Annotated in this window: 11 protein-coding genes; 4 read left to right on the top strand and 7 right to left on the bottom strand. The window is 46.6% G+C overall.

The features are described from left to right. Positions 1-56: 56 nt before the first annotated feature. Entirely contained in the window at positions 57-695 is a 639-nt protein-coding gene (locus tag KD145_RS21160; RefSeq protein ID WP_212001442.1) for an MBL fold metallo-hydrolase, read from the bottom strand. A gap of 57 nt (positions 696-752) precedes the next feature. On the opposite strand from KD145_RS21160, the gene KD145_RS21155 reads away from it, so the two are divergent. Further along, on the top strand, positions 753-4,154 hold the full coding sequence (locus tag KD145_RS21155; protein ID WP_249219491.1) for a hypothetical protein: 3,402 nt from the start codon (positions 753-755) through the stop codon (positions 4,152-4,154). Between the two features lie 122 nt (positions 4,155-4,276). Here KD145_RS21155 and KD145_RS21150 read toward each other — a convergent pair whose 3' ends face one another. The 5 genes from KD145_RS21150 to KD145_RS21130 are packed head-to-tail and all read right to left on the bottom strand — an operon-like array spanning position 4,277 to position 7,704. Then, a complete protein-coding gene (locus KD145_RS21150) occupies positions 4,277-4,957 on the bottom strand; it encodes a DUF1361 domain-containing protein (protein ID WP_212001438.1) in 681 nt (226 codons plus the stop codon). 48 nt (positions 4,958-5,005) lie between these two features. Beyond that, positions 5,006-5,368 (bottom strand): diacylglycerol kinase family protein, encoded by a 363-nt coding sequence (locus KD145_RS21145; RefSeq protein WP_212001437.1) that lies wholly within the window; start codon positions 5,366-5,368, stop codon positions 5,006-5,008. A 5-nt stretch (positions 5,369-5,373) separates the two neighbouring features. Continuing rightward, positions 5,374-6,702: a cell envelope integrity protein CreD gene (gene creD / locus KD145_RS21140; RefSeq protein WP_212001435.1), complete on the bottom strand. Its 1,329-nt coding sequence runs from the start codon at positions 6,700-6,702 to the stop codon at positions 5,374-5,376. Between the two features lie 53 nt (positions 6,703-6,755). Further along, entirely contained in the window at positions 6,756-7,052 is a 297-nt protein-coding gene (locus tag KD145_RS21135; RefSeq protein ID WP_212001433.1) for a transcriptional regulator, read from the bottom strand. Between the two features lies 1 nt (position 7,053). After that, positions 7,054-7,704, bottom strand: coding sequence for a hypothetical protein (locus tag KD145_RS21130; RefSeq protein ID WP_212001431.1), 651 nt, complete (start codon positions 7,702-7,704; stop codon positions 7,054-7,056). Between the two features lie 134 nt (positions 7,705-7,838). Between KD145_RS21130 and KD145_RS21125 the strand changes: the two genes are divergently transcribed. The 3 genes from KD145_RS21125 (at position 7,839) to KD145_RS21115 (ending at position 12,073) form a co-directional block, all read left to right on the top strand. Beyond that, positions 7,839-10,346, top strand: coding sequence for a DUF5686 family protein (locus KD145_RS21125; RefSeq protein ID WP_212001429.1), 2,508 nt, complete (start codon positions 7,839-7,841; stop codon positions 10,344-10,346). Then, positions 10,346-10,741 (top strand): hypothetical protein, encoded by a 396-nt coding sequence (locus KD145_RS21120; protein ID WP_212001427.1) that lies wholly within the window; start codon positions 10,346-10,348, stop codon positions 10,739-10,741. The genes KD145_RS21125 and KD145_RS21120 overlap by 1 nt, the downstream gene beginning before the upstream one ends. 975 nt (positions 10,742-11,716) lie before the next feature. Then, a complete protein-coding gene (locus KD145_RS21115; RefSeq protein WP_212001425.1) occupies positions 11,717-12,073 on the top strand; it encodes a hypothetical protein in 357 nt (118 codons plus the stop codon). A gap of 45 nt (positions 12,074-12,118) precedes the next feature. Here KD145_RS21115 and KD145_RS21110 read toward each other — a convergent pair whose 3' ends face one another. Then, complete coding sequence (locus KD145_RS21110) at positions 12,119-13,300, bottom strand: aspartate aminotransferase family protein (protein ID WP_212001424.1); 1,182 nt, start codon at positions 13,298-13,300, stop codon at positions 12,119-12,121. Positions 13,301-13,336 lie beyond the last annotated feature (36 nt).

The following is a 13,336-nucleotide window of genomic DNA, read 5'->3' as shown; positions in this document are numbered from 1 at the left end:
TGAGATTTATATGGGTTTTCCTCTCAAAATATCTAAATCTCTAAATAAAGAAATCCCTAAATCAAAAAAGGGTTATATTTCTTTTCGAAGCCGATCGTAGTGGCGGGACCGTGCCCGGGAAATACCCTTACCTCATCCGGCAATACGAAGAGTTTTTCCCGTATGCTGCGCAACAGGGTAGCATGATTACCTCCCGGCAGGTCGGTACGGCCTATGCTTTGATAAAAGAGCACATCGCCTCCGATCACAAACTGCTGGGTAGGACAATAAAAAGACACGCTGCCAGGAGAATGGCCGGGCGTCAGCAGTACTTCCAGCTCGTGGCCGCCAAACGGGATTTTTTCTCCTTCTGCCAGGTAACGACCCGGCATGGGAGAGGGCTCAAAAGGGATATTGTACATTGCTCCCACTGCCTGTGAGTTGTCCAGCACCACCTGATCGTCTTTGTGTATTTCAGGCTTTACCCCAAACGTATCCGCTACCAGCTTGTTGCCGAATATATGATCAAAGTGGCAGTGCGTATTCAGCAATCTCGTAACATTTAAGCGCTCCGTTTGTATATATTGCAATAATTCTTTTCTTTCGTCCTGAAAATAACAACCCGGGTCTATAATTATACATTCCCTTTTACCGTTAATAAGCAGGTAGGTGTTTTCCTGAAGAGGACCAAAGGTGAATTGTTGGATTTCGATCATTGTTACCTGATTTTTAGCTAATTTTAAACTGATCACAATATTATCAATACTTTCTGTATGAACAGATTTATTACCCGGTTATTAGTCCTAGGTACCCTATTACTTGGAACGATAGTTACAAAAGCCCAGACAAATACAGTAGAATTCGGCCAAAATCGTGTTCAGTTTAAAAATTTCAAGTGGAGGTATTACCAAAGCCGGCACTTTAACACCTATTTCAGCCAAGGAGGTCTGGAACTGGGGAAATATGTTGTCCAGATAGCCGAAAAAGAACTGCCTTCCATAGAGCAGTTTATGGAATCCAATCCCCGCCAGCGTATCAATATCGTGGTGTATAACAGCTTCGGCGAGATGAAACAGTCCAATATCGGTATTGGTATCGACTGGCAGAATACCGGAGGTGTCACCAAGCTGGTAGGTAATAAGATGATTGTGTATTTTGATGGTAATCATGACAACCTTCGCCGCCAGATACGCCAGGGGATAGCCCGTATATTACTGGAAACCCTCCTCTTCGGTGAAGATATCGGAGAATTTGCCGGCAACGCCGCCCTGATAGATTTCCCCAAATGGTTTACCGACGGCTTCATCGCCTATGCAGCCGAAAACTGGAGCGCCAAAATGGACGAAGAGCTGAAAGCGACCCTGTTGTCCGGAAAATACGCCAGCTTCAACCAGCTGGCATACGACAAGCCCTTACTGGCCGGACAAGCCTTCTGGTATTATGTGGAAAGTAAATATGGCAAAGACGCAGTACCTTACCTCATGTATATCACCCGCATCAACCGCGGCCTGAAGAAAGGGTTTGAGCAGGTACTCAACCAGACACCTAAAAAAGCGACCCAGGACTTCTTCGTTTTTTATCAGAAACGTTTTGCAGAAGACAACCGCCGCAGAAAAACATCTGCCAAAGGTCGTGTGATCGTAGCACAGGAAATCGGCAAATCCGATTACTACCGCTTCAACCCCAATCCTAAAAACAACTCATATGCCGTGGTAGAGTTCAAAAAAGGCGTCTACCGCGTACAGATACAGCTGGGATGGAACAAACCTAAAGTGCTGCTGCGCAGCGGTGTCATGCAGCTGGCCAACCAGGTAGATCCCAACTATCCGCTGATGGCCTGGAACACCAAAGGCAACCGCATCGCAGTGATATACGAACATGAAGGCAAGACCAAACTGATGATCTATGACCTGGTAACTAAAACGACTATACGTCAGGACCTGCCACAGTTCGACAGGGTAGTGGATTTCAAATACATGCCTGTAATGGAAAATACCCTGCTGCTGTCTGCCATCAAAAACGGCCATACCGACATCTTTACCTATAACATCAGCAATTTCAAAACAGACCAGATCACCAACGACGTATACGACGACCTCGATCCGTCTTTTGCAGCCTTCCCTGGCAAAAGCGGTATCATCTACGCGTCCAACAGACCCGGCCCCAAAGGCAGAGGCAGCGACACCTCCCTGCCTAGCAGACCGTACAACATCTTTATGGTGGACAACTGGAACAAAAGCAGCGAAAAACAGATCACACAGCTCACCGACCTGAAGTATGGCGATGCCCGCCTGCCTATGCAGTACAACACCCATCACTTCACCTTCGTGTCTGACGCCAACGGTATCCGTAACCGTTATGCCGGCTTCTTCAGATCACAGGCCGCCGGTGTGGATTCCCTGTTTTTCGTAGGCTCTGAAATACTGCACAACCCGGACAAGGAAGAGCTGGACTCTGCCCTCGCCGCTTATGGCTCCACAGCACCTGATTCTATCCAGGCCGTAGCCATCACCAACGACTCTACCTACACCTTCCCGATATCCAACTATCCATATGGTATCCAGGAATCACGTATTACCGGTGAACAGGGTGAAGTATCTGAAGTCATCGGTTATGGTGATATCAAAAGATTGATGAAGCTGAAGGTAGATACCAACGTACTGAAGAAAAGGAATGTAACGGCCCGTCCGACCAACTACCGCAAAGCAGAAATGCATGCAGACAGTCTGCGCCTGGGACTGCCTACCTATACAGCCCCGGCCAAAGACACCTCCTCACATCCCAACTTCTTCCAGAACGAATTTGGTAACGAACCTGTTGATACCACCAACCATGTGGTTTCCGTACCTACGGTGCCAGGACTGTTCGAAAAGAAAAAAGAAGAACCGGTACTGAAAAAATCCAAACTGTTCCCTTACAAGTTCAAGTTTGCTTCTGATTACCTGATCCTGCAATTGGACAACTCCGTATTAATCAATAAATACCAGCCGTTTACCGGTCCTCCTTCCGGTCCTATCCGCCTGACAGACCCGGTGAACGGATTAATTCGTATAGGCGTCAGCGATCTGTTTGAAGACCTGAAGTTTAGCGGTGGTTTCCGTATCCCGTCATCGCTGCAGGGCTCTGAATATTTCTTCACGACTTCCTACCTGAAGAAACGTTTCGATTATAAGTTCACCTACTATCGTAAAGTAGATAAGAACAGCGATGTGATCGTGAGCGATCCGGAGCTGGGTCAGTTCCGTGCACCGGCCAAGTTCATCACTAACCTGTACCAGGCGGAAGTACGCTATCCGTTCGACCAGGTAAGGAGCCTCCGTTTGTCTGTTGGTCTCCGTACTGATAAACTCGTTACCCAGGCTGTGGAAAAACCTTCCCTGCTGAGCAAAAACTACAGCGAAAACTACGCGATTGGTCGCCTGGAATATGTGTACGACAATACCATCAACCCAGCCATCAACATCTGGAATGGTACCCGTTACAAAATATACGGAGAGCTGAATTCCCAGCTGACCAACGGCGGGCTGAACGAGATCTTCAATCCTAACTCACCGGCTGCTAACGGTCGCTTTACCTACAACATGGGTATCGACGTAAGGCATTATGAGAAGATTTACCGCAACTTCATCTGGGCAACCCGTTTCTCTGCTGACCTCTCCTGGGGTACCCGCAAGCTGTTGTATTACCTGGGTGGTATCGACAACTGGCTGAATCCGCAGATCAACACCAATACACCGGTTAATCTCAATACCAACTACGCTTTCCAGACACTGGCCGAAAACCTGCGCGGTTACAAACAGAATGCGAAAAATGGTAACAATGTGATGTTGCTGAACACTGAATTAAGATTGCCGGTATTCGCCACGTTCATCAACAAACCTATCAACTCCGCATTCCTGCGTAACTTCCAGCTGACCACCTTTATGGACATCGGTACGGCCTGGAACGAGAAGCTGAGCTTTAAAGATGCCAATTACACCAACTACAACGATAACAACGGGCTCGTGACCACCCGTATCAAAGAAGGCTTCCTCGGACCTTTCATTGGTGGTTATGGTTTCGGTTCACGTACTACCATCGCCGGATACTTCCTTCGTGTAGACGCCGGCTGGCCAATGGTTGCCTTCTTCCGCGGCAGCCCGATCTGGTACTTTGGTATGGGAGTAGATTTCTAAACTGTGATGGAGCTGATGCTCCTGATGGGAGAAGATTGAAGAGAAGATTAAAGCGAAGATTTATAAAACAAAAATCCCGTTTGATGATGATCAAACGGGATTTTTGTTTTTAGGTAGATATATTAAGCGGATTCACCACTTTGTTTTTTTACGAGGGGATACATCAGGCTGAGGAAAACACCCATACAGATAGTGAAGGCCCAGGCGGTGCGGTTTTCCACTGGATGCAATATGATATCGCGGATGTCGCCCAGGAGGGTCAGCGGGTCCTTTACCACGTCCCAGCTGTTGTAACGCAGGTAGCGGCCAATATATACGCCCATACCACAAAGGAACATCACCGGGAAAGTAAACAGCCATGCCGGCCAGCGGGTATGCCTTGCCTGCCACAATTGCTCCATACTGCGGATAGAGATATAACCCAGCATCATGCCGTTCCAGGCAAAGGAAAAGATAACGAAGAGGTCGAACCAGAGCGGCACGCCACCATCGAAGAGATGAAAGAGGTCTGTCAGAATATAAGGTGAATTGGGGATGAACAACAGCCATACTACAAAATATCCGTACCAGGCATAGCGGTTGCTGACTTCTGCCGGATGTTTTTCCATCCACCGGGTGATGGCAAAAGGAATATAAGCCAGAAACAGATTCCATATCAGCGAGATACGCAGGTAACTACCGGAATGGTATATACGAAAACAGAGTAATGACAAGCTGAAGAGGATAGAAAAATACAGGGTGTATACCTGCTGGTTACGGGCAATTCGCTGTTGCATCAAACGGATGGCACTTTTCAAACGCATGTTTCATTTGTTTTTAATGTGTTAATGGTACGGGACGAATAGCTGTTTTTACAGAATATGCGGAATAAATATCAGGGTTCCGATGAAGGCAGCTGCGATAGCGGCCACCAGCACGGCACCTGCCGCCACATCCTTGATCCACTTCACTTTGAGGTGGTAGTCGGGCGACAGGTGGTCCATTATTTTTTCGATGACGGTATTCAGCATTTCTGTGACCCATACCATCGCGATGGTGATGATCAGCAAGATCCATTCCATCCTTGTCAACTTATACCAGCAGCCGGCCGCTGTTACTACGATGGTGGCCACCGCATGTATGCGGGCGTGGGGTTCGCTGCGCAGGAAGGCGGCTATCCCGTTGAATGCATATCCGAAACTGGCTATCCGTCTGCTGAAATAAGAATCTTTCATAATATCTACGCCGATGTTGATGATTTTTGAGACAGTTTATCCCACCGGATATTCCTGCTGAAGTACATGATGGCAGCCAGCACGAGGAAGAGACCGATACTACCCATCAGGAGAGCCTGGTCTTCAGCGCTGATGATCACATAAATGAAGCCGTACAGGACCAGCAAGGTAGCTCCGATGCCTGCAGCAATACGGCTGCTTTTATAGGCGCTGGCTGTATACAGGGCTATCAGGCCGATGGTGAGCCCACTGGAAATCAGATAGGCGAGTGTAAAGTTAAGCTGTTCTGAAATGGATATCAGCAAAGTATAGAAAATACAAAGGGCCAGGCCGATGAGGGCATACTGTAATGGATGAATGGCGCGGCGTTGAGAGAGCTCAATGAAATAAAAAATGATGAAGGTAAGGCCGATCACCAGGATGGCATATTTAACAGCACGGCTGGACTGTTGATAACTTTCTGCCGGCATGAAGAGTTTGATACCAAAATCATCGCTGTGGATATTGTACTTGTTGCCTGTCCAGCTTTGGGGGAACTGGCGGTTCAGGTCCTGTACCACCCAGGAGGCACTGAAACCTTTGGCGTCTACCCGGCGGTCTTTGGGCGGGAAAGCGCCGTCGAAGCTGGGGTCGGGCCAGGCGGAGCTGATGTTGACGGTAGTGGTTTTACCAATGGGGGAGAAGCTGATCCTGCTGGAGCCTTTTACACTCAGTTCCATCACAAAGGAGCCGGCGAGGGCGCCGGTATCGCAGGGAGTCAGCGATACCGGGGATTGAATGCCGCTTTTGAACAGGTCTGTGTTGACCACGCCGGGGCTGAATGGATAGGTTTTACCGTTCCATGTCATGTTTACCTGGTTGCCTATGCCACGCAGGTCGTTGATACCCAGGATGATGGCTGCCTGGTCCCATTTCAGGGCAGATGGCGGAATGCCTGATTTGAAGAGGGCAGTGGGGCTGAAGGTACCGCTCAGCTGTAGTTTGGCATCATAAACTGCTACGTTGAAGATGCCTCTTCTGAGTTTTTGGGGTAACAATTCACCATTGACTTTTAATTGTTCCGGCAACAGGTATACATAGGCTATGGCGCCAGAAGATGCCACCGTATAGGGAATGGCCAGTAAAGGGCCGGTAATTTGTTGTTCGTATCCCCAGCGGCTGCTGACTTCTTCAGTGGCCGATGTTTGCCGGTCCTGCCGTTCGAAGATCAGGTTCTGGATCATGCCGGCAGGTATCAGCAGTACGAGGACCATGATCACAATGAACAGTGCTTTCAGGGCGTAAGCATAACGGGCAAAAAAAGACGGGGTGTCGTTATTAGTGGGAATTTCCATGGTTTATGTTTTTTAAAAGTACTTTGTATTTCAAAGTGAAAGGACAAAAAAAATTATTTCGTGAATTTGATCATATGTTCAAGGGCCGCCAGATGCCCTTTAAAGGCTTTTTCGCCGGCAGCGGTAATACTATAGGTGGTATTGGTCTTACGACCGATAAACCCCTTATATACCTTGATATAGCCGTTTTCTTCCAGCGTATTGAGGTGGGAGGCCAGATTGCCGTCAGTTACTTCCAGCATCTGCTTAAGGTCATTAAAATTGACCTCATCATTCACCATCAATACGCTCATCACGCCAAGGCGTATCCGGCTTTCAAAAATCTTATTTAAGTTTCCGATCGGATTCATGCTATATGTTGAATGCTTCCCTTTCTTTTCTTTCGTATTTCCACCACATCAATATCCCATAGATAATGTGCAGTACACCAAATCCTACGGCCCAAAAATAAAGCCCTTTGCGCAAAAAGAAAAGATTGGCGATGCCCAGAATGGTTTCCAGAAGACCGAGGTAACGTACGTCCGGCAAAGTGTACTTACTGCCGTTGATCAGTGCCAGACCGTAGAAGACAAGACAGGTGGGAGCCACCAGCGTTTCGAAATGGTTATACAGCAAGCCGGCTGCAAAAGCGCCACCAGCCGCCAACGGAATACAAACATTGATCAGCACCTTCCGGCTGGTAACATCCCATACCGGCAGATTATTCCGCCTCGCCCGGCGCCAGGTGAAAAATATTCCACCGCCTATCGCCGCCGCCATTACAGCCAGTGCCAGCGCAATCAATCTGAACTTCAGCGCTGCAAAATCCGCCATATCATAAACGCCGGAAGCATCCCAGCGATCATAATAGCCCACCAGCCATGTACGCGCCAGCCAGGCCCCTACCAGTGCGCAGATGCCGGCAGATACCCCACTCAGTCCACTGAGGGAAATAAAGCGGCTGCTGCGCTCCATAATACGCTTAATGTCTGTTAATGTTTGCAGATGTTGTTGGTCTGTCATACTAAAAAGTACTTTGCATTACAAAGTTAGAAAAATTTCATTCATATCAAAATATAAATTTTTGTTATAACCGCGTTACCTACAGGAAAGCAGATATACAGATTAGCGCTAAATATTTTAATATTGTTGTAGATATGTTCGGTTGGAAAAGAATTATAGCAGTCCTAATAGGCGTAAGTGTTTGTTCTACAGCATTGAAAGCGCAGCAATATAAGATCAGTGGAACAGTGAGAGATGCGCATTCCCAGGAAATCATTCCCTTCGCTACTCTTCAGTTTGACCATACACAGACCGGTATGGTCTGCAACGCTGAAGGAAAATATGTATTCGAGTTAAATGTTATCCCTGCAGATTCACTGCTGGTAAGGGTAATGGGGTATACCGTTCTTAAAATGCCCGTTAACCGCACATTGAAAGAACAAACTGTCAACTTCGACCTTACCCGCTCCGACCTGTCTCTCAAAACATACGAAATCAAGGCTAACGTCAACTTCGCACTGATCCTCCTCAAACAGATCGTCCGCCATAAACCGGAGAACAATTATAACCGGCTGGATAACTATAAGTACGAAGTATACAACAAACTGGAACTGGATATGAAAAACCTTAACAAGGAAAAATTGTCCAGAAACCGGTTCACCAAACCGTTTGCTTTTGTTCTCAATAACATCGACAGTACTTCGGAAGACAAACCTTTTCTACCCATATTCCTGACAGAATCCCTGTCAGACTTTTACTACCAGTCGAGCCCCCGCAAAACAAAGGAGATCATTAAAGCTGCCCGTACTTCCGGCATAGACAATGAAAGCGTTACCAAGTTCCTCGGTGGCATGTACCAGAATGTCAATGTCTACGATAATTTTATTCCGGTATTCGACAAACAGTTTGTAAGCCCTATACATCACAACGGTGCCTTCTACTACGATTATAAAATCGCTGACACACAATACATCAGCAGTCAACGGTTCATCAAACTGAATTTCTCCCCCAAACGCAAAGGGGAAAACACTTTTATCGGTGATATCTGGGTACATGACACCACTTACGCTGTCATGAAAGCTACGCTGTCTGTTCCGAAAGATGCCAACATCAACTTTGTACACCGCGTAAGCATGGTACAGGAGTTCAGACAACTGCGCGACAGCACCTGGTTCCTTTACAAGGATAAATTTGTAGCCGACTTCTGGGCACCCAGTCCCAAGCCAGGCAAGACCTTCGACTTCATCGGCCGCAAAAGCACCACCTACGATAACGTCATCACCAATGATACTGCCGCTACCAACATCTTCAGCAACAGAAAATATCCGGAAGCTGTAGTAGTGCTGGATAGCGCCCGCGTACGCAAAGAATCATTCTGGGACGACAACCGCCCCGAGAACCTGAGCAAAAACGAGGTAGGCATCTACAAGATGATCGATACCCTGCAACGTATGCCGCTGTTCCAGAAGTACTCCAACACCATCCGTTTTCTGGCCACCGGCTACAAACCACTGGGACCGATTGAATGGGGGCCTTACTATTACCTCTTCTCTCAGAACAGGCTGGAAGGATTCCGCCTCCGACTCGACCTCGGCACCACTCCCAAATTCAATAAGGATATATATCTCTACGGCTACCTGGCCTATGGCTTCGGCGATAACGTTTACAAAGGAAAGATGTCTGCCCTATGGCTGCTGAAAAGACATCCGCGCATGTATCTCTATGGCGCCTATACGAAAGATCTTGACAACGGCTCCCACTACTACGATGAAGTGGGCACCGACAACATCTTCACCCTCGCCATCCGGAAAAACGGTATCCCGCAGAAGTTCCTTATGATCGAGGAACAAAGGTTGGAATTCTTCAAGGAATATTACAGCGGTTTCTCCCATCAGATCACCTTGTTGCACAAACAAGCCAGACCTTATGAACCATTGCCAACCGCTGCCTTCTATCCCAAAGAACCCAATAACCGTGACCCGCTCACCACAACAGAAGTGGAGTTAAAATTACGCTGGGCTTTCCATGAGCAGTTCCTCGAAGGCAACTACTACCGTATCAGCTTAGGGAGTAAATATCCCATCACCGAACTGAAATACGCTGTAGGCATTCCGGGCATCGCCAACAGTGGCCAGCAATATCAACGGGTATCACTCAGTGTATCCGATTACGTTAAGCTACCGCCCTTCGGCTCACTCTACTACAACGTCTTCGGTGGCAAGATCTTCGGCACCGTGCCCTATACTTCCCTGGAAGTACATCCCGGCAACGAAATCTACTACTACAACAAATACGCTTTCAACATGATGAACCGCTTTGAGTTCATCAGCGATCAATACGTAGGCTTCAATCTCGAACACACCATCGGCAATGGTATCTTCGGTTATATCCCGCTGATCAAAAAGCTGAAATGGCGCCAGTTCTGGACCGCCAAAGGTATCGTAGGCTCCCTCTCCGAGTCTAATAAACAGCTGAACCTCAACAACGGTTATCCTTTCCGTACCCTGGCCGGTAATCCCTACCTTGAAGTCGGTACCGGCATCGAAAACATTTTCAAATTCCTGCGGGTAGACTTTATCTGGCGCGTGGCTCCGGACGTGCTGCCTGAAGAGCCGGCCAATAAGAAGTTTGGCGTGTTTGGAAGCTTTAAACTGCAGTTCTGATGATCAAAGATGTAACACATATCGAACTGTTTGAAACGCTGCTTTCCGGCGACATAGGCGATATGTATTACGACCTGCATAACGATTTTGAATGCATCCGCATCACTTACAGCCTGGTAGAGAAAAAACTGGAATTAAGGTTCATCAACGATGACTATAAACTCATCGTTTCCTTCCTTGGCGCCCGGTTGGGTCACTGCAACTTCAACCCTACCAAACCAGGGAAAGGCAATGATATGGATCTTTTCTATCGTGGACGTTTTGAAATGAACAACAATCTGCATGAAATGACCTCAAAAGGCGAATATTATTTCTATATATCCTTTCTTGAAGGAGATGCTCTGGAGATATTTTCCCGGCAGGCCCTGCTGGAACTGAGCCGGCTGAATGCCTGAGCAGGCCCGTATAAGCATCAAAGTCCCTATATAAATATGAAGTTAAAATACTTCCCTGTATTGATCTTCCTAATGGTTTCATGCCAACTGCAACACGTCAGTAAGGACAGTTCTACCAGGAAAACCACTGCAGACTCTTTATTTGATTATTTAATCTCCAAAGCAGGAAGATTTTCACTTCCACGTCCTGTAACTATTGCCGATAGTAATGAGTTGATTTTTTGTTACACCCACCGATTCGACACTTCATTGCTTTTTCCACATCTCTACATGAAATATGAATAAGGATATAATAAAATGGTGGGAGTCAAACAGACTACGGTTAAATATCTACACGATTTTAGCCGGCATACTTTGTATGGTGATAATGGTACAGTTCAACAGCGCATCTGTAAACTTTTTTATGTTGCCATTCATTCTTTTCCATTTACTGCTACTTAATATAGCCTATACGTTGTTCTATATCATTTACTTTTGGCGCGCTGAAACGTGCGATAATAGTTTAAACAAAAGGCTTTTTAATGAAACAATCTCCTGGTCCATTTTAGTAAATGTATTGCTAAGTATATATTTTGTTTTTACTATCCCTCATCGCTAGAGATTTAGAATTTGTAGCAAAACTAAAAGCATTACCTATTTGAAATCTTATACCAATCAAGATACTACAATTTAGGTTCAGGTAGAAATTAGCAAAAATACCTGGCGCTCAGATGCTATTCCCTTCAGCAGTTTAGTGAAAGTAACCCTAAACCTGATTGACTATTGCCATTTTATTATTTATCATTGCACCGCTGTTACAAAAACTGTTACTTGAGCAGTAACCATCATTAAAAGAACAACATTATTTCCTTTAAACCTATGCTAAAAAAGTCAAGCCTTTTTGCAACGATAATCTTTTCCTGTCTCTGGATAGGAACGCAAGCCCAATCGCATCAAATCGGAACTCCGGAACAAAAAACAACCGCTATTCAATTCATGTATTTCCTGGAACAGGATATGCAGGATAACGCCATCTCTATGATAGATGAACACAAAATCATCGTGAACAAAGCGTTTAAAGACAAGCTGAAGGAGGCTACCAAACAGATTGCTATCGCCATCAAAAAAGCAGAGCCGGGTATTATCCCTGTAAAAGAGAAAGAAGGTACACGTTATACCTACTGCTATTACAACAAGGATCTTCAATTCCCTGAACTGTATCAGGCTGACATCTTCTTCTTTTCTGATGATGCTACTAAAATCAGTAAAGTAATTTTCTATACGCCTGAAGAGTTAAAGAAAAAACGGATTGAAAGAGAGAAGTCGGCGGCACCACCAAAAATCAAAAACTGATAAGATATAGCAAAAAAAAAGCGGCAGATCTCTCTGCCGCTTTTTTTATAATTTATCCAATCCTTCACAGATTACTTTACAAGCATGTATGATCTCTTCATCTGTAATAATCAGTGGTGGCGCTATTCGCATACATTCCGGCGCAAAAAGGAACCAGTCTGTTAACACACCATTCTCAATACAGTAATCAATTGTTTTTTTGTTGACTGCAAAATTCTCCAGTTCTACCGCCATCATCAGCCCCAGGGAGCGGACTGCTTTAATGGCCGGGTGTTGCAGATGCTGGCGGAAAAGCTCACCTTTTCTTTTCACATCTTTGATCAGGTCTGCCTCTAACAATGCGCTGAAACCAGCAAGACCGGCAGCGCAGTTCACAGGATGACCACCGAAGGTGGTGATATGTCCGAGTACCGGGCTGTTGGTGAGGCTCCACATGATGTTGCGGGAGGAGATGAAAGCACCCAGTGGCATGCCACCGCCGAGGGCTTTGCCCAGCAACAGAATGTCAGGAGTGATGCCCAGTTGTTCAAAGGCCCAGAGGGTACCGTTTCTACCAAGACCACACTGTATTTCATCCAGTACCAGTAGTGTGCCGGTAGCGTTACATTTAGCACGAAGTGCGTGTATCCATTCCAGTTGGGGTACTATCACACCACCTTCTGCCTGTACACTTTCTGCGAATACAGCTGCAGTGTTGATGGTAATCAGTTCCAGCGAAGCGTAGTTGTTGTATTCCAGGTGTTGTATGCCTGGTAACAACGGGCGATAGGCATTGCGCCAGTATTCATCACCGAGGATACTGAGGGCACCCTGTGTGGAACCGTGATAGCTGCGGTTGAAGGCGGCGATCTCTGCTCTGCCGGTGATACGTTTGGCCAGTTTCATGGCTCCTTCTACGGCTTCAGCACCGGAGTTGGTGAAGTATACGCAGTCGAGGTTTTGAGGAAGGTGTTGTGTTAGTGCCTGTGCATAAGCCACCTGAGGCGACTGTACAAACTCACCATATACCAGCAGGTGCATATATTGTTGCGCCTGGTCCTGTATGGCTTTCACCACTGCAGGGTGACAATGTCCCACGTTACATACGCTGATGCCCGCAATCAGGTCCAGAAATTTCTTTCCGTTGACATCCCACATGTACATGCCTTCCGCTTTCACGATCTCCAGGGCCAGCGGTGCATCTGATGTTTGCGCTACGTGCTGCAAAAAAAGTTGCCTGTTGTTCATATCTCTTACATTCTCTGCGAAGGTAGAAAACAACCG

This window comes from Chitinophaga sp. HK235, from assembly GCF_018255755.1.
Classification (GTDB): domain Bacteria; phylum Bacteroidota; class Bacteroidia; order Chitinophagales; family Chitinophagaceae; genus Chitinophaga.
Note: the sequence above shows the minus strand (reverse complement) of the source record. Positions and strands in the feature narration are given on the sequence as shown.

Coding starts and splice junctions, on each gene's coding strand:
- KD145_RS21155 (WP_249219491.1), top strand. CDS start 753: ATGAACAGATTTATTACCCGGTTATTAGTCCTAGGTACCCTATTACTT.
- KD145_RS21115 (WP_212001425.1), top strand. CDS start 11,717: ATGTATTTCCTGGAACAGGATATGCAGGATAACGCCATCTCTATGATA.
- KD145_RS21145 (WP_212001437.1), bottom strand. CDS start 5,368: ATGAAAGATTCTTATTTCAGCAGACGGATAGCCAGTTTCGGATATGCA.
- KD145_RS21120 (WP_212001427.1), top strand. CDS start 10,346: ATGATCAAAGATGTAACACATATCGAACTGTTTGAAACGCTGCTTTCC.
- creD (WP_212001435.1), bottom strand. CDS start 6,702: ATGGAAATTCCCACTAATAACGACACCCCGTCTTTTTTTGCCCGTTAT.
- KD145_RS21110 (WP_212001424.1), bottom strand. CDS start 13,300: ATGAACAACAGGCAACTTTTTTTGCAGCACGTAGCGCAAACATCAGAT.
- KD145_RS21135 (WP_212001433.1), bottom strand. CDS start 7,052: ATGAATCCGATCGGAAACTTAAATAAGATTTTTGAAAGCCGGATACGC.
- KD145_RS21150 (WP_212001438.1), bottom strand. CDS start 4,957: ATGCGTTTGAAAAGTGCCATCCGTTTGATGCAACAGCGAATTGCCCGT.
- KD145_RS21160 (WP_212001442.1), bottom strand. CDS start 695: ATGATCGAAATCCAACAATTCACCTTTGGTCCTCTTCAGGAAAACACC.
- KD145_RS21125 (WP_212001429.1), top strand. CDS start 7,839: ATGTTCGGTTGGAAAAGAATTATAGCAGTCCTAATAGGCGTAAGTGTT.
- KD145_RS21130 (WP_212001431.1), bottom strand. CDS start 7,704: ATGACAGACCAACAACATCTGCAAACATTAACAGACATTAAGCGTATT.